Origin of the sequence: Streptomyces sp. JJ38, assembly GCF_019303475.1 — a bacterium.
GTDB lineage: Bacteria > Actinomycetota > Actinomycetes > Streptomycetales > Streptomycetaceae > Streptomyces.
This window is the reverse complement of sequence record NZ_JABLSI010000035.1, coordinates 57,646-82,559: the sequence shown is the minus strand read 5'-3', so window position 1 is coordinate 82,559 and position 24,914 is coordinate 57,646. Positions and strand designations below refer to the sequence as shown.

The following is a 24,914-nucleotide window of genomic DNA, read 5'->3' as shown; positions in this document are numbered from 1 at the left end:
CGCCGGCCCGTTCTCCGTGCTGCCCGCACGTCCTCCCGACCCGCACGGAGACGGATACGCCGATGACGGCAACCAGCGCCACCACCGCCCACCCCGCATCGCCCACGCCCCCGGCGGACGCCCTGCCCCGCCCCGCCCGGCTTGCCGACGTCAAGGGCTGGTTCTTCACCGCCGACCAGCACCTGTTCGCCTGGTTCCTCGACCGCCAGCAGCGGCGTCAGGAGCGCGGCGACCTGGTGGAACTCGGCTCCTACCAGGGGAAGAGCGCGATCTTCCTGGGCGGCAGGCAGCGCGCCGGAGACCGGTTCACCGTCTGCGACCTCTTCGACGCACCGGCCGAGGACGCGGCCAACGACCGTGAGATGCGCACGTCCTACGCCACCCTCACCCGCCGCTCCTTCGAGGCCAACTACCTCTCCTTCCACGAGGAGCTGCCCACCGTCGTCCAGGGCCTGACCTCCGTCATCCGCGACCACGTGGCGGACGCGAGCTGCCGGTTCGTCCACGTCGACGCCTCCCACCTCTACGAGCACGTGCGCGGCGACATCGACGCCGCGAGCGCGATGCTCGCCCCGCACGGGATCGTCGCCCTCGACGACTACCGCTCCGAGCACTGCCCCGGCGTCGCCGCCGCGACCTGGGAGGCCGTGCTGAACGGCGGGCTGAACCCCGTCTGCGTCAGCGGCAACAAGTTCTACGGCACCTGGGGCGACCCCGAGCCGGTGCGGGCTGAACTGGCCGAGTGGCTCACCGGGAACCCCGCGCTGTGGCACGAGGAGCAGTCCGTCGCCGGGCACCGGCTGCTGCGCGTCAGGCCGCACCCCGGCGCGGCCGAGCCCCGGCACCCCGCCCCCCGGCACCCCGCCGCCGCCACGCGCCTCCGCGCCACGCGGAGGCCCGCGCCACGCCCGGGCGGCCGTCCCCGCCGCGTCGTCCGGCGTCTCGCGGTGGACCTGCTGCCGCCCGTCGTCACCCGCACCCTCGTCGCCGCCCGGCGTCGGGGCGGGCGGCGCTGAGGGCCCGGGGCCCGGGGTCCGGCAGCCGGTAGGCTCGCGGGAGGACGCCAGACACCGCGGGGGTGGCCCATGTCCCACGCGCCGGAACCGGGGCCGTACGGGCACGGGCTCACGCCGGAAGCGGAAGCGCTGTACCGCGCGCTGCTGGGTGCCGTGGAGCACCCCGCGGCCGCCGGGGGCTCCGCCCGGTCGGACGACGGACGGCTCGCGGAGCTGGAGCGGCTCGGCCTCGTCGCGCGGGACGCGGACGGCGTCCCGCGCGCCCAGCCGCCCCGGCTCGCCCTGGAGCGCTGGGCGGCCGAGCGCGAGCTGGAGGCCGTCCGGGCGCGGGAGACCGCCGACGAACTCGCCCACCTGTACGCCGTCAACTCCGGAGCGGGAGCGCAGATCGCCGAGGTGCTCGAAGGCCAGGAGACGGTCGTCGGGACGTTCGAGGCCATGCAGGCCGAGGCGCGGGAGCGCATCCGCGCCTTCGAACGCGGCTCACACCTGCGCCCCGAGGAGGTCGGCCCGAACCCGTCCCAACTGCCCGCCATGGAACGCGGTGTGGCCTACCACGTCATCTACGACGCGGCCTTCCTCCAGACCGACGTCGGCCGACGCTCCCTCCAGGCCGCCGTCGGCGCGGGGGAGAACGCCCGTGCCTTCCCGGGCATCCCGATGAAGCTCGTCATCGCCGACGCCTCCCGGGCCCTCATCTCGGTGCCGCAACGCTCGGGCGGCGGCGTCATGGCGCTGCTCGTCCACCCCTCGATGCTGCTGGACGCGATCATCGGGCTCTTCGAGGCCTTCTGGCGGCTGGCCGTCCCCGTCGGCACCGCGCCGGGGCGGGACGGGGCGCCGGGCGGCGCCGAGCCCAGCCCCGACACCCAGCGGCTGCTGGCCCTGCTGAGCGCGGGCTCGACGGACGAGGCCATCGCCCGTGACCTGGGCGTCAGCGAACGTACCGTGCACCGCCGGGTCAGTCGTCTCCAGGAGCTCCTGGGCGCCCGCACCCGCTTCCAGCTCGGAGTGCAGGCCGCCCGCCGCGGCTGGCTTTGACACGGCAAGGACCTTTGTCGGAAACCCGCCATGACGGGAACCCGACATGTACGCGGGCTTTCCCGCAGGTGACACCGGCGGACAGGGTGATGCAACGCTCCCGCCCGGCAGTTCGCGCGGCCGGGCCGGGGCGACCCCCCTCGTCACCGGAAGGACCCGCACGTGTCTGCTCCCAGACGTCTCGCCTCGCGCCGGGCACTCGGCGCCACCGCCACCGCCCTCGCCGCGACCCTGCTCGCCGGCCCGCTCGCCACGAGCCAGGCCTCCGCCGCGCCGGCGCCCACGTCCCGGGCCGCCGCCGAGCCCGACACGGCCGCGCTCGCCGGAGCCCTGACCGACCAGGAGATCAACTGGGAGACCTGCGCGTTCCCGGGCCTGGCGAAGGAGAAGGCGGACCAGCTTCGCACCGTCGAAGGCCTCGCCTGCGCCACCGTCGCGATGCCGCTCGACTGGCACGACCCCGGCAACGGCAAGACCATCGACGTGCGCATATCCCGCACCGCCACCAGCGACAAGAGCGACCCGGAGCGTCAGGGCATCGCCCTCGTCAACCCCGGCGGGCCCGGCGGCTCCGGGCTGCCCTGGGGCGCGGCCATGGCCCAGCGCGCCCCCGAGCTGGCCGAGAAGTACGACTTCATCGGCTTCGATCCGCGCGGCGTCGGCCAGAGCACCCCGCTCACCTGCACCTACACCGTCCCGGACGACCCGGCCGACCAGGACGCGGTCAACCGCGCCAAGGTCAAGGGCTGCATGGACGGCGGCCTCGCCCCCTACATCACCACCGAGCAGACCGCGTACGACATGGACTTCATCCGCGTCCTGCTCGGCGAGGACCGGACCAGCTACATCGGCTACTCCTACGGCACCTGGCTCGGCGCCTGGTACGCGGGTACCTTCCCCGGCAAGTCCCACCGCTTCCTGCTGGACTCCGCCACCGACGTCACGAAGAACTCCCTCCAGCGCACCTGGGACCTCCAGCCGCCCAGCCGCGACCGGCAGTTCCAGGAGGCCCTCCTCCCGTACGTCGCCCGCCACGACGACGTCTACGGCGTCGGCACCGACCCCATGAAGATCCGCGAGCACTTCGAACGGGCGGGCGGAACCCGGGAGTTCATCGGCCAGCTCTTCATGGCCTACTACATCATCCCGGCCATGTACGACACCTCGCAGTACCCGACCGCCGCCTCGGCCGTCGCCGTCATCGCGGAGTCCGGCATCCCGGCGGAGGGCTCCGACCAGCAGGCCGTCGAGACGGTGGTCGACGGCATCCTGGCCGACGGTGGCCTCGACGCCGACCAGCGCGCCTTCGTCGCCGACGCGAAGACCGACATGCTGGAGGCCATCGAGGCCAGGGAGCGGGGCCAGGGCGCCGCGGGCGAGACGGCGACCTTCGACGCCGCCTTCGAGGCCATCCGCTGCCAGGACGGCCAGTGGAACCAGAACCTCAACTACTGGCAGCGGTGGCTCCAGCGCCAGCAGCGCCACGCCCCGCTGCTGGCGGCCTTCAACTCCACTCCGCTGTGCGCCTACTGGCCCACCGACAACCGGATGCCCAAGGCGCACCAGAAGACCTTCCCGGAGCTGCTCGTCGTCCAGTCCGAGCTCGACGCCGCCACCGCATACGAGGGCGCCCTGTCCACCGGCAAGAAGCTCCCCGGCGCCAAGATGATCAGCGTCGACAACGAGGGCAGCCACGGCCTCTTCCCCTACGGCACCACCTGTGTCGACCTCCCGGTGATCGACTACTTCCTCACCGGCACCACGCCTCGGGACCGCTTCACCGGCTGCCAGGGCCTGCCGCTCCCCGGTGAGGAGAAGACCTACGAGGTCGCCGGTGAGCTGAAGAAGAACGGCAAGATCAAGATCCGGATGCGCACGGACGAGGTGAGGGAGGCCAACCGCCTCGTCCGCGACCTCCTCCGCGAGGCCAACACCCCGGACCCGTCCGAGGCCGCCGCCTCCCAGTCCTCCTGACGCCTCGACAACCACCCCCCACCGGGGCCGGGCCGCGCTGCACCGCGGCCCGGCCCCCTCTTTCCGTCCACGCGTCCCCTGCCCGACCCCCGTGCGGGCCGAGGCGCCGGCATCCAGCCCAACTCCGGCCCGTCCGGCGTTATTCCGGGGCCGTCGTGCCGTGCAGCGCCAGGGTCAGCAGGCCGTGGACGTACGCGTCCACGGGGTGGCCGCTCGCCAGCAGTTCCGGGAGGTCGGCCGGGGCGAACCAGCGGTGGCCGGAGTGCTCGGCCGGCCGCTGCGCCGGGGCGCTCAGCTCTCCGGCGACCGCCACGAGGAAGTCCGCCTCATGGCGGATGCCGCGTCCGTCGTCCCCCTCCCAGGTGCCGACGCGCAGCAGCCTGCGCAGCCGGGTGAGCCGCCAGCCCGTCTCCTCGCCGACCTCCCGGGCCAAGGCGTCCACCAGCGTCTCGCCCGGCTCGACGTGACCCCCGACGACGTCCCAGCACCCGGGGAACAGCGCGCGGTCGGGGCTCCGCCGCTGGGCGAACGCCTCCCCGCGCCCGTTCACCACGACGGCGCCGACGGTCCACACCTCGCCCGCACGCGGCTCGGGCAGCACCACGTCGGCCTCCACGGCGACCGGGGACGAGGTCATCCGGGCCGCCCCGTCAGACCGGGACGAAGTTGGTCAGCGTGCAGCCCTCCACGATCGGCTTCTCCTGCTGGTAGCCGCTCGGCACCTCGAACCCCTTCTCGCAGGTGAAGAGGACCAGGCCGGCGATGTGCAGCTCCCGCGCCGCGGTGTCGCCCTCCGGGACGACCGCGAAGTCCCGCCCCACGAGGAAGCGCTTGGTGTCGCCCTCGATCTCGGCCTTCATCGTCGCGGCCTGGAACTTCTCCATGTCCCCGATGGCCAGCAGGGTGATGTCGCGGTCCTGCTGGTCCTCGCAGACCGCGCGCTCCTTGATTCCCCACGACGCGTCCAGGGCCTCGTCGTCCATCGTCCCGCCCGCAGAGCCGACCTCCAGCCCGTAGCAGCCGGTGTTCTCGTTGACGAACTTCTCGATCGCCGCCATGTCGCCCGCCTTGGGCAGGCCCATGCCCGACATCGGGCCGTCGTCACCGCACCCGCTGAGCGTCGCCAGCGCCGCGACCGCCGCCGCCCCCGCCGCGCAACCCTGCCGTATCCGCATATCCGCGCTCCCCCAGAGAAAGGGCACCGTCAGTCCTCGTGCGCTGCCGGGCCGTTGAGATCACCGCGGTGAGGATAGCCAACTGATCATGACCCTGCCCACGCGCGGCCGGGCGTGGACAGGGCGCCCGGCGGGAGCGATGAGTTTCGGGGAGCGGGGGCGTCTGACCTCGCGTAGACCGTCGGCGGGAGAAGGAGGAACACGGCATGACGGTGATCATCGCGGGGTGGCTGGACGTGGCCCCCGAGGAGCGGGACCGGCTGGTCGAGGCGCACCGGGAACTCGTGGCGGCGGGGCGAGGGCGGCCGGGCTGTCTGGACCTGGCGATCTCGGCGGACCCGACGGACCCGGGGCGCGTCCGCCTGTTCGAGCACTGGGAGTCGCAGGAGACGCTGGACGCCTGGCGGGCGGTGGCACCGCAGCCTTCGGTGCCGGTCGAGATCGGGCAGGCCGAGGTGTTCCGGCACGAGGTGGCCCGCTCCGGGCCGCCGTTCGACTGAGCGCGTCACGCGCGTGCCGGGACGCCCGCGCCCGGTGGGGGCGGGGGCGGGCGCCGGGACGCGGGGGTGCGGTCAGCAGCTCGCGACGCGTTCGTACCAGCCGGGGGAGGTCTCGGCCAGTGACGTGTGGGTGTAGGTGTTCCACAGGCCGAGCGCGTCACCGGAGCCGACGGCGTAGGTGTAGCCGTAGCTGACGACGGCGCGGCCGGCCGTGGTGTGGGCGTAGTTGCTGGCGGTGACGCAGGCCGGGTCGCCGGGGTCCGGGTCGCCCGGGTCACCGGGCTCGGTGGTGCCGAGGCCCCAGTCGGCGGTGATGGCGGACGTGGAGCACAGCACGTCGGCGAAGTAGCTGCCCGACGCCCCGCAGCCCTCGGCGGGGCGGACGGGGACGGCGTGCCCCACGCCCGTCGCCGTGTACCGGTGGACGACCGTGCCCGAGGGGCCGTCGTACGTCGTCCGGGTGACGCCGCCGGGCAGCGAGGTGGAGGAGTCGGGCGAGGCGTCGGTGCCGTGGACGTCGGTCCACTGCTTGACGGACTCCGTGGCGTTGACCGGGCGCACGGTGGTGTCCGAGGTGCCGTGCCAGACGGAGACGGTGGGCCAGGGGCCCGCGTGACCGGGGTTCTGGGCGCGTACGAGGTCGCCCCAGGCGTCGGCGGACCGGGACTTGCCGGGGTTCATGCAGCCGAACGCCTCGACCGTGCTCGTCGCGCAGCCGTGCGGGACGCCGGAGAGGACGGCGCCGCCCGCGAAGACCTCGGGGTAGGCGGCGAGCACGCTGGAGGCCATCGCGCCGCCGGCGGAGAACCCGGCGACGAAGACGCGGGACGGGTCGGCGCCCGCGGCGTCCACCGTGTGGGCGACCATCTGCCGCAGGGACAGGACCTCGCCCCGGCCGCGCGAGGTGTCGGCGGGCTCGAACCAGTTGAAGCAGCGCGAGCTGTTGTTGACCGTCTCCTGCTGGGCGGCGACGAGCGCGAAGCCGCGGGCGTCGGCGTACTCGGCCCAGCCGGAACCCGCCACGTACCCGGCCGCGTCCTGGGTGCAGCCGTGCAGGACGAGGACGACGGGCGAGCCGGGCGCGAGCCCGTCCGGCAGGTGGCGGTACAGCGTGAGGGCGCCGGGGTTGCTGCCGAAGCCCGTGATCCGCTCCAGGGCGGACGTGGTGGTGACGCCCCCGGAGCCGGCGGTCGCCGCGGGCGCCGTGGGGGCGGCGGGCGCGGGGGATGTGGCGTGGGCGGCCGTGGGGGAGAGGCCGGTCAGGGCGAGGAGGGGGAGGGCGAGGGCGGTGAGCGCGGCCGCCGCCCGGCGGAGCCGTTGCGGTGATCTCATGTGGGGTCCTTTTGGCCTGAGGGACCGGACGCTCCGCACGGTAGGGCCGCGCCGCATACCGCCCGAACAGGGCGTGCGCACACCGCTCCCGCGTCGCTGGTGTCCGCGGGACACATTGCCGCGGGGCGTTCGCGGGCGGAGGCTGCCGTCTCAGCGAAGCCCGCAGCAGGGCAGTCACCGCACCACACGAGGAGCCCGCCGCCATGCCCAGATCCGTACCCGGGGCCGGAATCCGGTCCGCCGTACCCGCCCGAGGCACCGCGCCCCTTCGGCGCCGTTCCGTTCTCGCGAGCGCCGCGCTGGCGGCCTGCGCGGCGCTGGCCGCCTCCTGCGCCAGCCCGGGGAGCGCCGCGGACGGCGGGGGTGACGCCGACGAGGTGAAGGTCGCGCTCGTCACCTCCGTCAGCGGCCCGCTCGCCTCCTACGGCGAGCAGTACCTGCGTGGCTTCGAGGCCGGGCTCGACCACGCGACGGAGGGCACCGGCGAGGTGGACGGCGTCCGCATCACCGTGCTGGAGGACGACGACGCGGGCGACCCGGCCAAGGGGGTGTCCCTGGTCAAGAAGCGCATCGGGCAGGGCGTCCCGATCGTCGCCGGGACGGTGGCCTCGGGCGTGGCCACGCAGATCGCGCCCGTCGCCGCGCAGAACGAGACCCTCTACATCTCGGGCCCGGCGGCCACCGACGCCCTCACCGGCATCAACGACCACACCTTCCGCTCGGGCCGGCAGACCTACCAGGACGTGGTGACCGCCCGGGAGATCCTGGCGGCCGAGGGCGACGGGGAGGGCGGCCGGAAGGTCGTCGTGCTCGCCCAGGACAACGCCTTCGGGCAGGCCAACGTCGCCGCCGTGGAGTCGGTGCTCGGCACCGGCGGCACCACGGTGACATCCGTCCTGGCCGCGCCCGGCGCGACCGATCTGACGCCCACCGCCCGCAAGGTGCTGGCGGCGGAGCCGGACATGGTCTTCGTGGCCTGGGCCGGAGACACGGCCCGGTCGATGTGGGCCACGCTGGAGCAGCAGGGTGTCCTGGACGAGGCCACCGTCGTCACCGGCCTGGACAGCCGGGCCAGTTACCCGGTGTTCGGCAAGGCGCGCGAACGCGTCACCCTGCTCGCCCACTATGTGCCCGGCGCGACAAAGACGCCCGAGGCCAAGGCCATGCGCGCCTACTTCGAGGAGAAGGGCTGGGAGGAGGACCTGTTCAGCCCGGACGGGTTCACGGCGGCGCAGCTGGTGGTGCGCGCCGTCGAGGCGGGCGGCGCCGACGGGGACGTCCGGGCCATGATCGAGGCGCTGGAGGGCTACGCGTTCTCCGGGGTGAAGGGGCGGCAGACGGTGCGGGCCGAGGACCACGCACTGCTCCAGCCCATGTTCCAGGCCGGGTTCGACGGCGAACTGCCCGCCGTCACCCGGACGCTGGAGCCCGGCCGGGTCGCGCCGTGACGGCGGCCGCGCGCGGGCCCGCCCGCGCACAGTCCTTTGGCGACCGGGCCGCCCGCGCCGCGACCGGGAACGTCCTCGAACTCGACCGGCTGAGCTGGCACGTCGGCGCCGTGCGCATCGTGGAGGAGGTGTGCCTCGCCGTGGCCGAGGGCGAGTTCCTGGCGGTCATCGGCCCCAACGGGGCGGGCAAGACCTCCCTGTTCAACCTGGTCTCCGGGGTCCGGCGGGCCACGTCCGGGGCCGTACGGCTCGACGGGCGCGACCTGAACCGGCTGCCCCCGCACCGCCGGGCCCGGGGCGGGATCGCCCGCACCTTCCAGTCCTCGTCCGTCTTCCCGACGATGACCGTCGCCGAGCACGCGGAACTGGCCGCCCGAGCGGCCGGGGCCCGCCGCGTCACCGGCCGCAGGGTGGCCGAGCTGCTGGCCCGGGTCCGGCTGGAACACCGGGCGGACGCGCCGGCCGGCGGGCTCAGCCACGGGGACAAGCGCAAGCTGGAGCTGGCCATGCTGCTCGCGCCCACCCTCGCCGGTGCGGGCCCGCGGCTGCTGCTGCTGGACGAGCCGATGGCCGGGGTCGCCGCCGAGGAGACCGGTGAACTCACCGCCGTCCTCCGCGAGGTGCACCGCGAGGAGGGGCGGACCGTCCTCATGGTCGAGCACCACATGGACATCGTGCTCGGCCTCGCCGACCGGGTCGCCGTCATGCACCACGGCCGCCTGCTCGCCGTCGGCACCCCGGCCGCCGTCATGGCGGACGCGACCGTGCAGGACGCCTACGTCGGGGAGGCGCTGTGACCCCCGGACAGCAGGCGTCGAGCCCGCTGCTCGACGTGCGCGGACTGCATGTCGAGATCGCCGGCTCCCGCATCGTGCAGGGCGTGGACCTCGCCGTCCCCGCCGAGGGCGTCACCGCGCTGCTCGGCCGCAACGGCGTGGGAAAGACGACGACGGTCCGGGCCGTGCTCGGGCTGCTGCCGGACGGCGGGCGCGTCACCGCGGGCACCGTCACCCTGGACGGCGCGGACGTCACCGACGAGCCCACCCACCGCACCGTGCGGCGCGGTGTGGGCTACGCCCCGGAGGACCGGGGCGTGTTCGCGCACCTCACCGTCGCCGAGAACCTCTCCCTGGCCGAACGGCCCGGCTCCCCCCACCACTACGACCTCGTCCACGACCTGTTCCCCGAGCTGCGCGACCGGCGCGCCCAGCCGGCCGGTTCGCTCTCCGGCGGGCAGCAGCAGATGGTGGCCATCGCCCGCACGCTCCTCAACGACAACCGGCTCATCGTCGTGGACGAGCCGACGAAGGGGCTGGCGCCGCGCGTCGTCACCGAGGTGACCGAGGTGCTGGAACGCGCCGCCGAGCGCGTGCCGCTGCTGCTCGTCGAGCAGAACCTGGCCGTCGTGCGGCGCCTCGCCCGGCACGCCGTCGTCCTGGACGCGGGCCGCACCGTGCACACCGGGGACGCGGCGGCGCTCCTGGCCGACCGGGAGCTGACCACCGCGCTGCTCGGCGTCGGCGCCCGCCCCGGGCCGTACCCCCGCGTGAGCGACGGGCCGGGGCCCGGGCCGGACGCCGTGCCGGGCGACGGGGCGCGTTCCGGCTCGCGTTCCGGTGCCGGTACCGCACCGGGCCACGGGACGTCGGCCGCCACACCGAGAGGAGCCGCCTGACATGGAGACGTTCGTCCTCCTCACCCTCACCGGACTCGGCCTGGGTGCCCTCTACTTCCTCATCGCCTCCGGACTCGCCCTCATCTTCGGGCTCATGGACGTCCTCAACTTCGCGCACGGTGCCTTCCTCACCGTCGCCGCCTACACCGCCTGGGCCACCGCCGACGCCGTGCCCGGCCTCGGTGGCCTGCTCCTCGCGGCCGTCGTCGGCACCGCGACCGGGCTCGCGCTCGCCGTCGTCGTCGAGTTCGTGCTGATCCGGCGGCTGTACGGGCGGGCCAAGGAGCAGATCCTCGTCACCGTCGGGCTCTCGCTCGCCGTCCCGGCGGCCGTGCAGACCCTCGCGGGGGCGGACGCCCGCACCTTCCCGGTGCCCGACTCGCTGGCCGGCACGGTCGGCGTGTTCGGCGCCAGCGTGCCGGTCAACCGTTTCGTGCTCATCGGCGTGGCGCTGACCGTCCTCGTCGCGGTCCGGCTGTTCCTGTCCCACACCCGCTACGGGCTCGTCGTGCGGGCCGGGGTGGAGGACCGGGCCATGGTCACCGCCCTCGGCATCGACGTCACCCGCGCCTTCACCGTCGTCTTCGCCCTCGGCGGCGCCCTCGCCGGGCTCGCCGGAGTGCTCGGCGGGCTGTACTTCGGCTCGCTCTCCCCGCACCAGGGCACCGGGCTGCTGGTCTTCGCGTTCGTCGTCGTCATCATCGGTGGGCTCGGCTCCATCACCGGCGTCTCGCTCGCCGCGCTCGCCGTCGGCCTCACCCAGCAGTACGCCGACTACTACGCCGGCGGCTACGGGGACCTGGCCGTCGTCGTGCTGCTCGCCGTCGTCGTCCTGGCCCGCCCCGTGCCCGGCGCGCCCACCCCCCTGGAGCGGTTGCGGCGGCTGGTCGCTCCCGGGCCCGCCGCCGCACCCGCCAGCACCCAAGGAGGCCGCGCATGACGGTCACGTCCGCCCCGCCCGCCGCCACCGCGCCCCCGGCCGCCTCCGGCGGCCGGGACACGGCCCGGCGCCGCGGACTGCGCTCCGCCGCCCTCCCGGCCGCCGTCCTGCTGGTCCTCGCTCTCCTGCCCTACTCGGCGCTGGAGATCCCGGTCCTGCTGGAAGGCCCCGTCAACTCCCCGGGGTCGCTGCAACTCTTCGCCCTGTGCCTGGTGTTCGCCGGGCTCGCGCTCGGCTATGACCTGATGTTCGGCCGCACCGGACTGCTCTCCTTCGGCCACGCCCTCTACATCGCGGGCGGCGCCTACGGCACCCAACTGGCCATGACGGAATGGGGGCTCGGCCTGTTCCCGGCCGTGCTGGTCACCCTCGTGCTGGGCACGCTGGCCGCCGTCGTGCTCGGGGCCGTGTCGCTGCGCACCCTCGCTCTCGGCGGCATCGGCTTCGCCATGGTCACCCTCGCCTTCGCCCAGGCCGGTTCCCTCCTCGTCGGCCGCAACCCCGGCGGGCTCACCGGCGGCGAGGAGGGCCTGCCCCTCCACACCGCCGGGGTGCCCGACGCCTTCCTCGGCGTCGCCAACACGGTCAACGTCTACTGGCTGGCGCTCGGTTACCTCACCCTCGTCGCCGCCGTCGTGTGGTGGGTCACCGCGCGGCCCGTCGGCCGGGTGTGGCAGGCCGTACGCGACAACGAGCCGCGCGTCGCCGTCCTCGGGCTCGACCCCTTCCGGTACAAGCTGGGCGCCTTCGTCCTCGCCTCCGCCCTCGCCGTGCTCGGCGGCGCCGTGCACCTCCTCGTCACGGCCGGGGCCACCCCGCACTCCAGCACCCCGACGTTCACGCTCACGCTGCTCGTCATGGTCGTGCTCGGCGGCAGCGGCACCCGCTGGGGGCCCGTCCTCGGCGGCGCCCTGTTCACCTTCCTCGACCAGCGGCTGGCCGCCGTCGCCGACGTCGTCGAGCCGCTGCTCATCCTGGGCACCCTGTTCGTCCTCGCCGTCTACGCCGCCCCCGGCGGCCTCGCCTCCCTGCGCCCGCGCTCCCCGCGCCCCCGTTCGCTCCGCCCGCGTCGAAAGGGGTCCCCGTGACCGAGCCCGCCCCCGTCCCCGTCCCCGCCCGGGAGTACGCCGTCCCGGTGCGGGGCGGCCGCCTCGCCGTCACCCACTGGCCCGGGGGCGGCGAGGCGGCCGATGTTCCCGGCCTCGGCGACGTGCCCGTTCTCGCGTTGCACGGCATCACCGCCAACGGCCACGCCTTCACCGCGCTGGCGGAGGCGCTCGGCCCCCAACGGCCCCTGCACGCCCCCGACCTGCGCGGACGGGCACACAGCGCCGCGCTGCCCGGGCCCTACGGGCTGGCCGCACACGTCGAGGACGTGCTCGCGCTGCTGCGCCACCTGGGCCGCGAACGCGCCGTGCTCGTCGGGCACTCGATGGGCGCGTTCGTCGCCGCGCTGGCCGCCGCCCGGCACCCGGAGCGCTTCCCGCACGTCGTCCTCGTCGACGGCGGGCTCGGCTTCCCGCCCCCGGACGGCACCGACATCGACGCCCTCCTCGACGCCGTCATAGGCCCGGCGATGCGGCGGCTGCGCATGACCTTCCCCGACCGGGCGGCCTACCACGCGTTCTTCCGCTCGCATCCCGCCCTCGCCGCGCACTGGGGCCCGCACGTCCAGGCGTACGTCGACCGCGACCTCGTCGGCGAGCCGCCCGCCCTGCGCAGCAGTTGCGTCCTCGACGCCGTGCGGGCCGACGGCTCCGACGTGCTGCGCGGCCCCGAGGTCCTGGCCGCCGTCCACCGGCCCGGGGTGAGGGGGACGCTGCTGTGGGCGGAGCGCGGTCTGCTGGACGAGCCGCGGGGCCTCTACGACGCGCCCCGGCTCGCCGCCACCGGGCCCGAGCCCGGCCGCGTCGCCACGCACCGGCTGCCGGACACCAACCACTACTCGGCCCTGCTCCGCCCCGCGGCCGTGGCCGCCGTGGCCGCCGCCGTCCACCGCGCCCACTCCGAGGTGTGCCAGGGGTACACGGGCGGTCGGGCAAGTATGGACCGCTGACACATCGGGGGCGAGGCGGGCCCTGCCTAGTCTGCGGACATGACGCCACACTCCGTCACCCTCGACCTCGGCGGGCGCACCGCGCTCGTCACCGGTGCCGCCAGCGGAATCGGGCGGGCCTGCGCGCTGCGGCTGGCCGCCGCCGGAGCCAAGGTGCGCGCCGTGGACCGCGACGCGGCCGGGCTGGACGCGCTCGCCGAGGCCGCTCCCGACGCCGTCGAGCCGCTCCGGCTCGACCTCACCGAGCTGGACGCCGCCGAGCAGGCCGCCACCGGGATCGACGTCCTCGTCAACAACGCCGGGCTCCAGGTCGTCCGGCCGCTGGAGAGCTTCCCGCAGGACGCCTTCCGACTCATCCTCACCGTCATGCTGGAGGCGCCCTTCCGGCTGATCCGCGGTGCCCTGCCGCACATGTACGGGCAGGGCTGGGGCCGTGTCGTCAACGTCTCCTCGGTGCACGGGCTGCGGGCCTCCGCCTACAAGGCGGCCTACGTGTCGGCCAAGCACGGGCTGGAGGGCCTGTCCAAGGTCACCGCCCTGGAGGGGGCGGCCCACGGCGTCACGTCGAACTGCGTCAGCCCCGCCTACGTCCGCACCCCGCTCGTCGAGCGCCAGATCGCCGACCAGGCCCGGGCCCACGGCATCCCCGAGGACCGGGTCGTCAGCGAGGTCATGCTGGGCGACTCGGCGGTCAAGCGGCTCGTCGAGCCGGAGGAGGTCGCCGAGGCGGTCGCCTACCTGTGCGGCCCGCAGGCCGGAGCGATCACCGGCAGCTCCCTCCCGCTCGACGGGGGCTGGACGGCACACTGACGCCCATGCACGACGAGACCACCACCTCGTACGACCCGCCCCGCACCCCGCCCGACTACCTCCAGCTCCTGGTCAGCGGCGCGCCGGCCGAGGCCTTCGACGGCCCGACGACGCCGGAGCGGGTCCTCGCCCTGCGGCTGCGCGCCGAGCTCGAGGGGCGGCGGCGGCGCGAGGCGGAGCTGACCGCCCTCATCGAGACGGCCCACGACCTGGCCGGGCTGCGCGACCTGGACGCCGTCCTGCGCGCGATCGTGCAGCGCGCCCGCTCCCTCCTGGGCACCGAGGTCGCCTATCTGACGCTCACCGACCGCGAGCGCGGCGACACCTACATGCGGGTCACCGAGGGCTCCGTCTCCGCCCGCTTCCAGCAGCTGCGGCTGGGGATGGGGGAGGGGCTGGGCGGGCTGGTCGCCCAGACGGCCCGCCCCTACGTCACCGACGACTACTTCCGCGACTCTCGCTTCCAGCACACCGCCCCCATCGACGACGGCGTCCGGGAGGAGGGGCTCGTCGCCATCCTCGGCGTCCCCCTGACACTCGGCGGCGAGGTCATCGGCGTCATCTACGCCGCCGACCGGCGCGCCCGCGTCTTCGAGCGCGAGCAGATCGCGCTGCTCTCCTCCTTCGCCGCGCACGCGGCCGTCGCGATCGACACGACCCGTCTCATCGCCGAGACCCGCGGCGCGCTCGCCGCACTGGAGGCCACCAACGAGACGATCGAGCGGGCCGGCGAGGTCCACGACCGGCTCACCGCGCTGGTGCTCCGCGGCGGCGGCGTCGACGACGTGACCGCGGCCCTGTCCCAGGTGCTCGGCGGCCGGGTGGAGTTCACCGGGCCCGAGACGGCGACGGAGGCCGTCGAGCGCTCGGCCCGCGCGGGCCACGCCGTCCGGGAGACCGCGGGGGAGCCGCACGGGCCGGGGGCGGACGCCGGGGCCGGAGCACCCTGGGTGGCGGCGGTCGCCGCGGGCGGGGAGCTGCTGGGCGCCCTCGTCCTGCACGGGCAGCCGCGGCTCGACCCGGTCGACCAGCGCACGCTGGAGCGCGCCGCCATGGTCACCTCGCTGCTGCTCCTCGCCCGCCGCTCCGCCGCCGAGGCCGAGCAGCGGGTGCGCGGTGAGCTGCTGGACGATCTGCTGGACACCCCCGGACGCAGTCCCGAGGTGCTGTGGCGGCGCGCCGCCCGGCTGGGCGCCGACCTTGGCGCACCGCACGTCGTCCTCGCCGCCCTGGGCCCCGCCGACGCCGACGCCGACGCACCCGACGTACTCGACGCGTCCGACGACGCCGGCGCCCCCGAGAGCGACGGCGCCGCCCGGCACGGCAGCGGCCGGGGGCGGCTGTGGGCCGCGGCCTCCCACCTGGCCGCCACCGCCCACGGGCTGGCCGCCGCCCGTGACGGCGGCACCGTGCTCCTGCTGCCGCTGCCCGAGGGGACGGACGCCGGGGAGCTGGCCCGCCGCGCCGCCGCCCAGCTCGGGGCCGCCGTGCACGGCCCCGTCACCGTCGGCGCCTCGGCCGTCGGCACCGGGCCGTCGGGCGTCCCCGCCGCCTACGCCGAGGCCCGGCGCTGCGTGGACGCCATGCGGCTGCTGGGCCGGGGCGGCGAGGGCGGTGCGGCCCAGGACTTCGGCTTCCTCGGCGTGCTGCTCTCCGACGCCCGCGACGTGGGCGGATTCGTCGAGCGCACCCTCGGCCCCGTCCTCACCTACGACCGTCGGCGCGGCACGGACCTCGTCGATACCCTCGCCGCCTACTTCGACAGCGGCATGAGCCCGGTGCGAGCCAAGGACCTGCTGCACGTCCACGTCAACACCGTCGCCCAGCGGCTCGACCGGGTGGCCAAGCTGCTGGGCGACGACTGGCAGTCCCCCGAGCGGGTGCTGGAGGTGCAGCTAGCGCTGCGGCTGCACCGGCTCTCGGGCGCCTTCACCGGCGGCCGCTGACGGCGCGGGCCGCGGCGGAACCGGCCCGTCCGCGCACGCGGTCCCGTCCTCGCCCGGGGCGGGTGCGTCGCCGTCCGAGAGGTCCCGCATCCGCGTCTCCCGCGCGCACAGGATCGCCACGACGGTCAGTGCGGCGGCGGCGATCACATACAGGGAGACCGGTACCGAGCTGTCGAAGTCGGCCAGCAGCGCGGTGGCGATCATCGGCGCGGGCGCGCCCGCCGCCACCGAGGAGAACTGCGCGCCGATCGACGCGCCGGAGTAGCGCATGCGCGTGGCGAACAGCTCGGCGAAGAACGCCGCCTGGGGCGCGTACATCGCCCCGTGCAGAACCAGCCCGACGGTGACCGCGAGCAGCAGCGCCGCGAAGTTCCGGGTGTCGATCAGCGCGAAGAACGGGAACATCCACAGGCCCACCCCCGCCGCGCCGATCAGGTACACGGGCCGCCGGCCCAGCCGGTCGGAGAGGGCTCCCCACAGCGGGATCGTCGCGAAGTGCACGGCCGAGGCGATGAGTACGGCGTTCAGCGCGCTCTGCTTGGACAGGTCGAGCTGGTCGGTGACGTAGACGAGGATGAACGCGGTGATCACGTAGTAGCTGATGTTCTCCGCCATCCGGGCGCCCATGGCCACCAGCACGTCGCGCCAGTGGTGCCGCAGGACGGCCAGCAGCGGCGGCTGCTCGGCCTTCCGGTCCTCGGCCTTGCGGGCCTCCGCCCGGGCCAGCGCCGCCTTGAACACTGGCGACTCGTCCACCGAGATGCGGATCCACAGCCCGACGAGGACGAGCAGGCCCGAGAGCAGGAACGGCACCCGCCAGCCCCACGACTCGAACGCGGCGTCGCTCAGGGTCGCCGTCAGCGCCGCGAGCACACCGGTGGCCAGCAGCTGCCCGGCCGGGGCGCCGGTCTGCGGCCAGGAGGCCCAGAAGCCGCGCCGCCGGGCGTCACCGTGCTCCGAGACGAGGAGCACCGCGCCGCCCCACTCACCGCCCAGCGCGAAGCCCTGCACGAGCCGCAGCGTCGTCAGCAGGACGGGGGCGAGCGAGCCGACGGTGGCGTGGGTGGGCAGCAGCCCGATGGCGAACGTGGCGCCGCCCATCAGCAGCAGGCTCAGCACCAGCAGCTTCTTGCGGCCGACGCGGTCGCCGTAGTGGCCGAACACCAGCGCGCCGATCGGCCGCGCGGCGAACCCGATGGCGTACGTCAGGAACGCCAGCAGCGTGCCCACGAGCGGATCGGAGTCGGGGAAGAACAGCTCGTTGAAGACCAGCGCGGCGGCGGCGCCGTACAGAAAGAAGTCGTACCACTCGATCGTCGTACCGATCAGGCTCGCCGCGACGATGCGCTTCAGCGGGCCTTGCGGGGGCGGGGCGGGCGGGGAGGAAGCCGCGGCAGCCATGGTTCTCCACTTCCGGGCGGGGGGACGGGACTGGCCACACCGTAGGAACCCCCACGTCACGGGCCCATGTGGTCGCGCACCACACTTCCGCCGTCCCACATGCCGCCCACGGCCACCCCGGGCACGGTCCGGCGGGGGAAGCGCATGCTGGGGGTATGGGTGTTGTCGTCGGGACCTGCGGATGGCAGTACCGGGACTGGCGCGGCGTGCTCTACCCGCGCGAGCTGCCCGGACGGCTGTGGCTGGAGGAGTACGCCCGGCAGTTCCGCACGGTGGAGAGCAACAACGCCTTCTACCGGCTCCCCGCCCCCGAGACCTTCGCGGACTGGCGCGACCGCACCCCCGAGGGCTTCGTCATGGCCGTCAAGGCCAGCCGGTACCTGACACACCTCAAGCGGCTCCGCGATGCCGAGGAACCGGTGCGCAGGCTGCTGTCGCACGCGGAGGCCCTGGGCGACAAGCTCGGCCCCGTCCTCCTCCAGCTCCCGCCCACGCTGCGGGCCGACCCGGCCCTCCTGGACGCCTGCCTCGCCGCCTTCCCGCCCGACGTGCGGGTGGCCGTCGAGCCGCGGCACTCCTCGTGGTGGACGCCCGAGGTCCGGTCCGTCCTCGCCGACCGCGGGTGCGCCCTGTGCTGGGCCGACCGGGCCTCCCGCCCCGTGACGCCGCTGTGGCGCACCGCCGACTGGGGGTACGTCCGCTTCCACGGCGGCCGGGCACGGCCCTGGCCCCGCTACGGACCGCAGGCCCTGCGCAGCTGGGCCGAGCGGATCGCCGACGCCTGGCCGCCGGAGGCCGAGGTGTTCGCCTACTTCAACAACGACCAGGGCGGCGCCGCCGTCCTGGACGCCGGCCTCTTCGCCCGCTTCACCGCCGCGCCCGGCGGCGGCCCGCCCGGCGCCTCGCGGGGCGGCCCGGCGGGCGGTCCGCCAGGTGGAAGCTCATCCGGCGGCGGGGAGGGCACGCATTAGGCTTGCCGCCATGGCCGACGCGACATACAAGCTGATCCTCCTCCGCCACGGCGAGAGCGAGTGGAACGCGAAGAACCTGTTCACCGGGTGGGTGGACGTCAACCTCACCGACAAGGGCGAGACGGAGGCGATCCGCGGCGGCGAGCTGCTGTCGGACGCCGGCCTGCTCCCCGACGTCGTCCACACCTCCGTGCAGAAGCGCGCGATCCGCACCGCCAACCTGGCCCTGGAGTCCTGCGAGCGGCACTGGATTCCGGTGCACCGCTCCTGGCGGCTGAATGAGCGGCACTACGGCGCCCTGCAGGGCAAGGACAAGGCGCAGACCCTCGCCGAGTTCGGCGAGGAGCAGTTCATGCTGTGGCGCCGCTCCTACGACACCCCGCCGCCGGTGCTGGAGGACGGCGCCGAGTGGTCGCAGAGCGACGACCCGCGGTACGCCGAGATCCCGCCGGAGCTGCGCCCGCGCACCGAGTGCCTGAAGGACGTCGTCCACCGGATGATGCCGTACTGGTACGACAGCATCGTGCCGGATCTGGCCGCCGGCCGCGTCGTGCTGGTCGCCGCGCACGGCAACAGCCTCCGCGCCCTGGTCAAGCACCTGGACGGCATCTCGGACGCCGACATCGCGGGCCTGAACATCCCGACGGGCATCCCGCTCAGCTACGAGCTGGACGCCGCGTTCCGCCCGGTCAACCCCGGCGGCACCTACCTCGACCCGGACGCCGCCAAGGCCGCCATCGAAGCGGTGAAGAACCAGGGCAAGAAGTAGGCACAGCCCACGAGAGAGCCCCCTACCTGCGTCTTCTCCGCTGGTAGGGGGCTCTGTCGTAGCCCTGGGCCGTCTGTGGGCCGTCAGCCCGATCTCTGGCCCTTGCCGTAGACCGAGGCGATGGCCTTCCGGGTGCGCTCCCGGCTGCTCGGCATCAGGTGCGCGTACACCCGCAGCGTCAGGCCGGGGTCGCTGTGGCCGAGGTACTCGCTCACGGCCTTGACGCTCTCGCCGCCGTCCAGCAGGGCGGAGGCGTAGAAGTGCCGCAGAGCGTGCATCCCGTGTTCGCGGGCCGCCGCGTAGTCCTCCCCGGCCCTCGGTTCCGGGATGACACCGGCCGCCACCAGGGCGGGCTTCCACTGCCGGGGGTTCAGCTCACTGCGCCAGACGATGCCGCCGCCGGGCGCGGTGAACAGCAGCCGGTGGGTCTCCATGGGCCCATCGGCCGTCTTCCACGGCAACGTGATCTCAACGGGCGGGAACCGCTTCATGTGGGCCCGCAGCGCGTCCGCCACCGGGCCGGGCAGCGGTACGTCACGCAGCTTGCCGCCCTTGGGGGGAGCGAACACGGGCTTGCTCCGGCTGAGCTTGAGCTGTCGCACCACGTGCAGCGTCTCCGTGTCGAAGTCGACCGCGTCCACGGCAATGCCCAGGATCTCCCCCTGGCGTAGACCGCAGCCAGCCCCGAGGTCCACCATCGCTTGGTACCGCTCCGGCATCGCGGCCCGGACGGCGAATACGCGTTCGGGCTGCCACGGCACGACGCGCTTGAGGTCCACGACCGGCGCCTTCACCGAACGAGCCGAGCACGGGTTCCGCGCGAGGTAGCCGTCGTCCACGGCCGCGCTCAGCACCGTCCGCACGTTGGCGTAGATCGTGCGTGCGTACGGACCCACGATGCCATTCCGCGTCAGCGTGGCCAGCCACTCGCGGATGTGCTCAGGCTGGAACGACCCGAGCGGACGAGCCCCGATGTACGGGAAGGCGTGCAGCCGGAGCTGCGACTCCATGGACCACCGCGTGTTCGGGTCGTTCCCGTGCGTGCTGAGCCACTTCTCCGCGTACTGGCGGAACGTCGTCCGGCCCGCCTTGGGGTCGATGTACTGGCCGCGCGTCATGTCGGTTTCCACCTGGGCGAGCCACTGTTCGGCCAGCCGCTTCTGCCGGTCGGGGAAACTCTTGGACTTCTCGGTGCCGTCCGGGCCGACGTACCGGGCGCGGTAGCGCAGGCCGGAGCCGTGCCGGTCGGTCTTGACCTTGACGGGCTTGCCGTCCGGGCCCGGCTCGGTGCGGTACCAGCGGTCTTGGACGTGTCCGGCCATCAGGCAGCCTCTTCCATGAGGCCGGTTACCCAGCGACGGACGTCTTCGGGGTCGTAGCGGAGGTGGCGGCCGACGCGGAAGCCGCGGGGACCGGTCCGCTTGCGGCGCCATTGGTAGACCGTCTCCACCGGCACGCCCAGGAGGTCCGCCAGGTCCAGGGGAGTCAGGTAGCGCTCAGGCAGAGTGCGAGCCATGGTCACCACTCCCCCTCGTGGTCGAGTTCCGCCATGGCTTCGCGGGCGGTGTCGCGGTTGGTCTTGAGGTCTTGGGCGATGCTGGCGGCGAGCCAGGATTCGCCGGGTGTGTGGCCGTGTCCGGCGTAGGTCCAGTGGGCGAGGACGAGCGTGGAGCCCTCCGGGGCGTCGTCGGGGTCCGGGAGTCCGCGTTCGCGGCGTTCCTGCCGGGCCCGGAAGTCGGCCCGCGTCTGGCGCAGCGCTCCGAGGGTGGTCGAGTAGCGGCGCGACTTGGTGGAGAAGTGGCCCCGGAAGCCGAGCATGTGGGACCAGCGGGCCAGCATCCGGTCCGGGTAGGCGTCATCGAGGTCCCAGCAGGCTTCGATGAGCCGCCGTGCGTGGGCGGGCAGGCCGGGGAGCTTGTCGAGTTCGGCCCGCTCCCCGATCCGGCGGTCAACGGTGCCGGTGGTCTCCGCTGCCTTGGTGGCGTACTTGGCCACGTAGGCCGCCACGGCTTGTTCGGTCAGCTCGCTGCCGAGGTCGGTGCCGATCGGCTGCACGTCCACCTGCTGCCCCCATGCCAGCGTTCGGGCCGGGAAGTGGCCGACGGGCGGGAGTTCCAGGCGCACCCAGGAGGCGGCGGCCCGGATCGCGTCGTCCAGGAGCGTGACCGTGGCCCAGGCCGGGGGCGCGGTCTCGGGCCCGCCGGGACCGTCGAGGCGCACGATCGTGTGGAAGTGGACCGCGCCCCGGCGCTGGAACTCGGCCACCTTGCCGAAGGCGACCTTGGCGTGGTCGGGCAGCTCGCGTTGGGTGAGCCCGGCACGGCGTGCGATCTCCCGGCGCAGGCGGATGGTGAAGCGGCGCCACAGGTCGCCTGCGAGGTTGTTGAACAGCACGGCCCCCGCGTAGTCGTACGTCTCGGGATCGAGCGGGGTGCCCAGGGCGGCGTCCCCGTCGGCGTGGTGGGCGCCGCAGCGGCAGCGGCCGGAGGCGGGCTGGTTGTGCACGGGGCCGAAGGAGGGCGCGGTCAAGGTGGCGAAGACCTTCGGGTGCACGGCCACGTTCTCGGGCACGTCCTTGCGGGTGTCGCCGGTGATCCCGGCCCGGATCAGGTGGAACGTGTCCCCGGCGTAGGTCCAGGCGCACGAGGGGCAGCGCGAGGCACGCCGGTTGCCGCAGGCCACCCGCAGCCGACCACCGGGCTCGGACTCGGTGCTGTAGGAGTAGAGCACCTGCCCGGTGAGCGTGTCGCGGGTGACGGTGGAGCCCTGGAGGTGGATGGGGTCCGAGCAGCCGCCGCTGCGCCGAACCTGCTCCTGCCACCGGTCGAACCCAGGGGTGTTGGCTACGCGCAGCAGGTCAGCCAGGGTCACCGGATCGGTGCTCAGGGCCGCCGCCGTGGTGGTGACGGCGGCCGGGGGAACGGGGAAGTGGTTCATGCTGCCACCGCCCGCAGCCCGGTCCGGCAGGGAGCGCCGGTGGTGAACAGGTGGTCCAGTGCCGTCAGATAGCCGCTGGTCAGGGGTGCCGTCCCGAGGCGGCGCAGATGCAGCACGGGGGCCAGGGCCGGGGTCAGGCCGTCCACGGGAGTGGTGACCAGGAGGTCGTCATCGGAGCGGAAGAGGTCACCGCGCAGGCCGGGATGCTCAACCACCCGCACCCCGGGCACAGAGGCCAGGCCGGGGAAGATGTCCGCCAGCGTCGCTCGCGTCCCGGAGTCGGCGGAGGGAGCGACGACCCGTACGCGCAGACCGGTGGCGGCCTTGTCGGCGAGCAGGGATTCCAGGTCCCAGACGGCGTCGGCGAGGAAGAGGAGGTTCGCCACCGCGATGTCGATCATGCCGACCGCGTCCAGTACCAGCCCGCGCCACAGCTCAGCGGGCACGACGCTACGGGACGGGTAGCACGTGACCAGCTCATCACGCGGCGTCGGCTGCGAGCGGTGCTTGTCGCCCAGGCCCGGCCACAGGGTGTACGGGTCGGCTGCGAGGAGCTTCGCCGCAGCGTGCGCGTTCCGGGCGTGAGGGGTGCGGCCGTGGGTGATCCAGCGCTCTACGCTCTTGACGTCCATGCCGAGCCGACGGGCCAGGCCCTCGATCGTCACGTTCGCGGTGACCATCGCACCGCGCAGTCGTTCGTTCGCCGCCATCAGGCCGCCACCTCCGCCGTCACGGCGGTGCGGAACACGGGCGGGTGGACCGGGCAGGGCCGGTAGAGCAGGCCGTCGTCCTCGATGTCGTCCAGCGGCAGCGGCACCCAGCCGGTGTGACCGGCGTTGACCGGCCAGCAGGCGACCCAGCAGCCGCAGGCGTCGGCCGGACGCTCCGGGCACTGCGAGCAGGACGCCCACGAACCGGGCACGCACACGCAGGGCACCAGGACACCGGGAAGCCCGGTGAGCTGACCGTCATCGACAGACACTGACGTTCCCAGGCAGTCACCACACACGTCATCGCTGCACTGCGAGACCTGCACGTGCGTGGCCGCAATCGTTCCGGGCATGATGGAACCTCCCAGATGGGAAGCCCCGGGCGGCGTCGTGATCCTGGCAGAGAGCGCGCCACCTGGGGCGTTCTGTGTAGTGGGGCTGTAACTCGAAGCTACTCGCAGAAAAACTGCGAGTCAACAGAATCACTGCGACTAGTAGAAGTTCTCCGAGTCTGCGATCCTGGAGCCCTATTCAGAGGAGGCGATGTGAGCAACTTCGGGCTATTCGTCCGCTTCACGCTCAAGGAAGGCGCGGGGGAGGGCTTCGACGCCCTGGTGAGGGAGACCGCAGCGGGGATCAAGGCCAAGGAGCCTGGGACGCTCGTCTACTCCTGCCATGCGGTCGAGGACGCGCCGGATCAGCGCGTCTTCTACGAGCTGTACGCCGACCGGGAGGCGTTCGAGGAGCACGAGCGCCAGGAGCACACTCAGCGTTTCCTGCGCGAGCGCGAGAAGTACGTCGCTCGGACGGACGTGGACTTCCTGAGCCCCTACGCGGGCAAGTACCCGACCGAGGCCCCGAGTGACTGAGAACGACTCCCGCGCCGTAGGGCAGCGGATCAAGGAGTTGCGACGCAGCGCTGGCATGTCCCAGGCCGCTCTCGCAACCGCGATGTCGCGCTCGGAGAGTTGGGTCTCTCAGGTCGAACGCGGGGTGCAACCCGTGGAGCGACTCTCCGTACTCCAGGCCCTCGCTGACGCGCTGGGTGTCTCCGTGCGCGAGATCCGGCCGGAAGCGAGCACGCCGGACGAGCCGGAGGCCGAGCCTGTGCCGAGCAGCAACGACCTGGATAGCTTGCGGGTGACTCTCACTGGCCACCCCGCGTTGAGCAGCCTGTTTGCCGGGGCGCCGCATCCGTCCGCGTCGTCCGTGGCGGACCTGCGCTCGTGTGTGGAAGAGGTCTGGGAACTGGCCCACGCGTCGAGCTTTGCGGCGTTGAGTGACCGGCTGTCCGAACTCCTGCCAGCTGTCGAGGCCGCCGTCCGAACCGCTCCGGCCGACGAGCGCCAGGAGCTACACGAGCTGAGAGCCCGTGCCTACCAGGTGGCAGCGGCCAGCTTCGTCCGCCAGGACGAGGCCGACGCCGCATGGGTCGCGGCCGACCGGGCCCTTCAGGCGGCGGAGCTTGCCGGGAAGCCGCTCGAAGTGATCGCCAGCCTGTTCCGCATGGCACACGCCTTCATCCGGCAGCAGCGGACCGAGCAGGCCGAGCACGCCGCCACATCCGCAGTGGAGGCCTTGACCCCGCGCTGCGAGGCGAACGACTGCCCTCCCGAGGAGCTGTCCCTCCTGGGGGCGATGAACCTCGTACTCGCGGTCATCAACGCGCGCGAAGGGCGGAGGACGGCGACGCACCAGCACATCGAACGAGCCCGTGCCATCGCTCGACGTCTCGGTGAGGACCGGAACGACTTCGACACCGAGTTCGGCCCGACCAACGTAGAGCTTCACGCCGTAGCCACAGCGGTAGACCTAGGAGACGCCGGACTCGCACTCGACGTAGCGGAAGACGTTGACGCGAGCGGGCTCTCGGCCGAGCGTCAGTCCCGCTTCCTGCTTGACGTAGCGCGAGCACACGCACAGCGGCGCCACGTCGGCGAGGCCGTAGCGGCCTTGCTCGAAGCCGAACGGCTGGCCCCGGAGCAGATCCACTCGCACCACCTGGCCCGAGCAGTCGTCCGGGATCTCGTCCAGCTCTCCGGCAGCCGGGTGCCCAAGCCACTCATGGAGCTTGCCGAACGCACGGCCATCGCCTAGCCGACCAGGGGCCGTTACAGGTTTCTCTACTTCATCAAGGCTCCCCGCGCACGGCGCGGGGCGCGTCCGCCGTCGGCGTCCGCCGCCTCCATGTCTCCGCCACCGGCGCCGGCCGC

The 24,914-nt window shown here is 73.8% G+C and carries 25 protein-coding genes; 16 read left to right on the top strand and 9 right to left on the bottom strand.

Features of this window, described 5'->3' with window-relative positions; genetic code table 11:
* Positions 1 to 62: 62 nt before the first annotated feature.
* The 3 genes from HPT28_RS19160 to HPT28_RS19150 all read left to right on the top strand — a co-directional run bounded on the left by HPT28_RS19160 (position 63) and on the right by HPT28_RS19150 (position 4,031).
* Positions 63 to 1,016: a class I SAM-dependent methyltransferase gene (locus HPT28_RS19160; protein WP_219092368.1), complete on the top strand. Its 954-nt coding sequence runs from the start codon at positions 63 to 65 to the stop codon at positions 1,014 to 1,016.
* A gap of 69 nt (positions 1,017 to 1,085) precedes the next feature.
* Positions 1,086 to 2,057, top strand: coding sequence for a helix-turn-helix transcriptional regulator (locus tag HPT28_RS19155; RefSeq protein ID WP_219092367.1), 972 nt, complete (start codon positions 1,086 to 1,088; stop codon positions 2,055 to 2,057).
* 162 nt (positions 2,058 to 2,219) lie between these two features.
* Positions 2,220 to 4,031: an alpha/beta hydrolase gene (locus HPT28_RS19150; protein WP_219092366.1), complete on the top strand. Its 1,812-nt coding sequence runs from the start codon at positions 2,220 to 2,222 to the stop codon at positions 4,029 to 4,031.
* Positions 4,032 to 4,170: 139 nt separating this feature from the next.
* Here HPT28_RS19150 and HPT28_RS19145 read toward each other — a convergent pair whose 3' ends face one another.
* Positions 4,171 to 4,668, bottom strand: a complete 498-nt coding sequence (locus HPT28_RS19145; protein WP_219092365.1) for an NUDIX hydrolase — start codon at positions 4,666 to 4,668, stop codon at positions 4,171 to 4,173.
* Positions 4,669 to 4,681: 13 nt separating this feature from the next.
* Positions 4,682 to 5,206 (bottom strand): hypothetical protein, encoded by a 525-nt coding sequence (locus tag HPT28_RS19140; RefSeq protein WP_219092364.1) that lies wholly within the window; start codon positions 5,204 to 5,206, stop codon positions 4,682 to 4,684.
* A 206-nt stretch (positions 5,207 to 5,412) separates the two neighbouring features.
* Between HPT28_RS19140 and HPT28_RS19135 the strand changes: the two genes are divergently transcribed.
* Entirely contained in the window at positions 5,413 to 5,706 is a 294-nt protein-coding gene (locus HPT28_RS19135; RefSeq protein ID WP_219092363.1) for a putative quinol monooxygenase, read from the top strand.
* A gap of 72 nt (positions 5,707 to 5,778) precedes the next feature.
* Here the strand turns inward: HPT28_RS19135 and HPT28_RS19130 are convergent, their stop codons facing one another.
* Positions 5,779 to 7,038 (bottom strand): PHB depolymerase family esterase, encoded by a 1,260-nt coding sequence (locus HPT28_RS19130; RefSeq protein ID WP_219092362.1) that lies wholly within the window; start codon positions 7,036 to 7,038, stop codon positions 5,779 to 5,781.
* A gap of 203 nt (positions 7,039 to 7,241) precedes the next feature.
* Here HPT28_RS19130 and HPT28_RS19125 point away from each other — a divergent pair, with 203 nt between their 5' ends.
* From HPT28_RS19125 to HPT28_RS19090, 8 genes are all read left to right on the top strand, one after another.
* Positions 7,242 to 8,486 (top strand): substrate-binding domain-containing protein, encoded by a 1,245-nt coding sequence (locus HPT28_RS19125; protein WP_219092361.1) that lies wholly within the window; start codon positions 7,242 to 7,244, stop codon positions 8,484 to 8,486.
* A gap of 89 nt (positions 8,487 to 8,575) precedes the next feature.
* Positions 8,576 to 9,283, top strand: a complete 708-nt coding sequence (locus tag HPT28_RS19120) for an ABC transporter ATP-binding protein (protein WP_257578922.1) — start codon at positions 8,576 to 8,578, stop codon at positions 9,281 to 9,283.
* Positions 9,280 to 10,161, top strand: coding sequence for an ABC transporter ATP-binding protein (locus tag HPT28_RS19115; RefSeq protein WP_374226986.1), 882 nt, complete (start codon positions 9,280 to 9,282; stop codon positions 10,159 to 10,161). The genes HPT28_RS19120 and HPT28_RS19115 overlap by 4 nt, the downstream gene beginning before the upstream one ends.
* Before the next feature lies 1 nt (position 10,162).
* The gene (locus HPT28_RS19110; protein ID WP_219092359.1) at positions 10,163 to 11,101 is read left to right on the top strand and encodes a branched-chain amino acid ABC transporter permease; all 939 of its coding nucleotides are present in this window, start codon (positions 10,163 to 10,165) and stop codon (positions 11,099 to 11,101) included.
* The gene (locus HPT28_RS19105; protein WP_219092358.1) at positions 11,098 to 12,189 is read left to right on the top strand and encodes a branched-chain amino acid ABC transporter permease; all 1,092 of its coding nucleotides are present in this window, start codon (positions 11,098 to 11,100) and stop codon (positions 12,187 to 12,189) included. Before HPT28_RS19110 ends, HPT28_RS19105 begins: the two co-directional genes overlap by 4 nt.
* Positions 12,186 to 13,157: an alpha/beta fold hydrolase gene (locus HPT28_RS19100; protein WP_219092357.1), complete on the top strand. Its 972-nt coding sequence runs from the start codon at positions 12,186 to 12,188 to the stop codon at positions 13,155 to 13,157. Before HPT28_RS19105 ends, HPT28_RS19100 begins: the two co-directional genes overlap by 4 nt.
* 39 nt (positions 13,158 to 13,196) lie before the next feature.
* Entirely contained in the window at positions 13,197 to 13,967 is a 771-nt protein-coding gene (locus HPT28_RS19095; protein ID WP_219092356.1) for a 3-hydroxybutyrate dehydrogenase, read from the top strand.
* A gap of 5 nt (positions 13,968 to 13,972) precedes the next feature.
* On the top strand, positions 13,973 to 15,913 hold the full coding sequence (locus HPT28_RS19090) for a GAF domain-containing protein (protein ID WP_219092355.1): 1,941 nt from the start codon (positions 13,973 to 13,975) through the stop codon (positions 15,911 to 15,913).
* Here HPT28_RS19090 and HPT28_RS19085 read toward each other — a convergent pair.
* Positions 15,863 to 17,314 (bottom strand): MFS transporter, encoded by a 1,452-nt coding sequence (locus tag HPT28_RS19085; protein ID WP_219092354.1) that lies wholly within the window; start codon positions 17,312 to 17,314, stop codon positions 15,863 to 15,865. The two genes, HPT28_RS19090 and HPT28_RS19085, sit on opposite strands and share 51 nt — an antisense overlap.
* 155 nt (positions 17,315 to 17,469) lie before the next feature.
* On the opposite strand from HPT28_RS19085, the gene HPT28_RS19080 reads away from it, so the two are divergent.
* Both HPT28_RS19080 and HPT28_RS19075 read left to right on the top strand, forming a co-directional pair.
* Complete coding sequence (locus HPT28_RS19080; protein WP_219092353.1) at positions 17,470 to 18,285, top strand: DUF72 domain-containing protein; 816 nt, start codon at positions 17,470 to 17,472, stop codon at positions 18,283 to 18,285.
* A 10-nt stretch (positions 18,286 to 18,295) separates the two neighbouring features.
* The gene (locus HPT28_RS19075) at positions 18,296 to 19,054 is read left to right on the top strand and encodes a phosphoglyceromutase (RefSeq protein ID WP_219092352.1); all 759 of its coding nucleotides are present in this window, start codon (positions 18,296 to 18,298) and stop codon (positions 19,052 to 19,054) included.
* Between the two features lie 83 nt (positions 19,055 to 19,137).
* Here the strand turns inward: HPT28_RS19075 and HPT28_RS19070 are convergent, their stop codons facing one another.
* The 5 genes from HPT28_RS19070 to HPT28_RS19050 are packed head-to-tail and all read right to left on the bottom strand — an operon-like array spanning position 19,138 to position 22,973.
* Entirely contained in the window at positions 19,138 to 20,376 is a 1,239-nt protein-coding gene (locus HPT28_RS19070) for a site-specific integrase (protein WP_219092351.1), read from the bottom strand.
* Positions 20,376 to 20,570: an AlpA family transcriptional regulator gene (locus HPT28_RS19065; protein ID WP_219092350.1), complete on the bottom strand. Its 195-nt coding sequence runs from the start codon at positions 20,568 to 20,570 to the stop codon at positions 20,376 to 20,378. The genes HPT28_RS19070 and HPT28_RS19065 overlap by 1 nt, the downstream gene beginning before the upstream one ends.
* 2 nt (positions 20,571 to 20,572) lie before the next feature.
* Positions 20,573 to 21,991 (bottom strand): replication initiator protein RepSA, encoded by a 1,419-nt coding sequence (repSA, locus tag HPT28_RS19060; protein ID WP_219092349.1) that lies wholly within the window; start codon positions 21,989 to 21,991, stop codon positions 20,573 to 20,575.
* The gene (locus HPT28_RS19055; RefSeq protein ID WP_219092348.1) at positions 21,988 to 22,701 is read right to left on the bottom strand and encodes a hypothetical protein; all 714 of its coding nucleotides are present in this window, start codon (positions 22,699 to 22,701) and stop codon (positions 21,988 to 21,990) included. Before HPT28_RS19055 ends, repSA begins: the two co-directional genes overlap by 4 nt.
* Positions 22,701 to 22,973: a hypothetical protein gene (locus HPT28_RS19050; RefSeq protein ID WP_219092347.1), complete on the bottom strand. Its 273-nt coding sequence runs from the start codon at positions 22,971 to 22,973 to the stop codon at positions 22,701 to 22,703. The genes HPT28_RS19055 and HPT28_RS19050 overlap by 1 nt, the downstream gene beginning before the upstream one ends.
* Before the next feature lie 273 nt (positions 22,974 to 23,246).
* Here HPT28_RS19050 and HPT28_RS19045 point away from each other — a divergent pair, with 273 nt between their 5' ends.
* Positions 23,247 to 23,570, top strand: coding sequence for a putative quinol monooxygenase (locus HPT28_RS19045; RefSeq protein WP_219092346.1), 324 nt, complete (start codon positions 23,247 to 23,249; stop codon positions 23,568 to 23,570).
* Positions 23,563 to 24,798: a helix-turn-helix transcriptional regulator gene (locus tag HPT28_RS19040; protein WP_308119361.1), complete on the top strand. Its 1,236-nt coding sequence runs from the start codon at positions 23,563 to 23,565 to the stop codon at positions 24,796 to 24,798. Before HPT28_RS19045 ends, HPT28_RS19040 begins: the two co-directional genes overlap by 8 nt.
* Positions 24,799 to 24,914 lie beyond the last annotated feature (116 nt).

Excerpts from the sequence above, each read along its gene's own strand:
- HPT28_RS19160 (WP_219092368.1), top strand. The coding sequence starts at position 63 with ATGACGGCAACCAGCGCCACCACCGCCCACCCCGCATCGCCCACGCCC.
- HPT28_RS19155 (WP_219092367.1), top strand. The coding sequence starts at position 1,086 with ATGTCCCACGCGCCGGAACCGGGGCCGTACGGGCACGGGCTCACGCCG.
- HPT28_RS19145 (WP_219092365.1), bottom strand. The coding sequence starts at position 4,668 with ATGACCTCGTCCCCGGTCGCCGTGGAGGCCGACGTGGTGCTGCCCGAG.
- HPT28_RS19140 (WP_219092364.1), bottom strand. The coding sequence starts at position 5,206 with ATGCGGATACGGCAGGGTTGCGCGGCGGGGGCGGCGGCGGTCGCGGCG.
- HPT28_RS19135 (WP_219092363.1), top strand. The coding sequence starts at position 5,413 with ATGACGGTGATCATCGCGGGGTGGCTGGACGTGGCCCCCGAGGAGCGG.
- HPT28_RS19130 (WP_219092362.1), bottom strand. The coding sequence starts at position 7,038 with ATGAGATCACCGCAACGGCTCCGCCGGGCGGCGGCCGCGCTCACCGCC.
- HPT28_RS19125 (WP_219092361.1), top strand. The coding sequence starts at position 7,242 with ATGCCCAGATCCGTACCCGGGGCCGGAATCCGGTCCGCCGTACCCGCC.
- HPT28_RS19110 (WP_219092359.1), top strand. The coding sequence starts at position 10,163 with ATGGAGACGTTCGTCCTCCTCACCCTCACCGGACTCGGCCTGGGTGCC.
- HPT28_RS19105 (WP_219092358.1), top strand. The coding sequence starts at position 11,098 with ATGACGGTCACGTCCGCCCCGCCCGCCGCCACCGCGCCCCCGGCCGCC.
- HPT28_RS19095 (WP_219092356.1), top strand. The coding sequence starts at position 13,197 with ATGACGCCACACTCCGTCACCCTCGACCTCGGCGGGCGCACCGCGCTC.
- HPT28_RS19090 (WP_219092355.1), top strand. The coding sequence starts at position 13,973 with ATGCACGACGAGACCACCACCTCGTACGACCCGCCCCGCACCCCGCCC.
- HPT28_RS19085 (WP_219092354.1), bottom strand. The coding sequence starts at position 17,314 with ATGGCTGCCGCGGCTTCCTCCCCGCCCGCCCCGCCCCCGCAAGGCCCG.
- HPT28_RS19080 (WP_219092353.1), top strand. The coding sequence starts at position 17,470 with ATGGGTGTTGTCGTCGGGACCTGCGGATGGCAGTACCGGGACTGGCGC.
- HPT28_RS19075 (WP_219092352.1), top strand. The coding sequence starts at position 18,296 with ATGGCCGACGCGACATACAAGCTGATCCTCCTCCGCCACGGCGAGAGC.
- HPT28_RS19070 (WP_219092351.1), bottom strand. The coding sequence starts at position 20,376 with ATGGCCGGACACGTCCAAGACCGCTGGTACCGCACCGAGCCGGGCCCG.
- HPT28_RS19065 (WP_219092350.1), bottom strand. The coding sequence starts at position 20,570 with ATGGCTCGCACTCTGCCTGAGCGCTACCTGACTCCCCTGGACCTGGCG.
- repSA (WP_219092349.1), bottom strand. The coding sequence starts at position 21,991 with ATGAACCACTTCCCCGTTCCCCCGGCCGCCGTCACCACCACGGCGGCG.
- HPT28_RS19055 (WP_219092348.1), bottom strand. The coding sequence starts at position 22,701 with ATGGCGGCGAACGAACGACTGCGCGGTGCGATGGTCACCGCGAACGTG.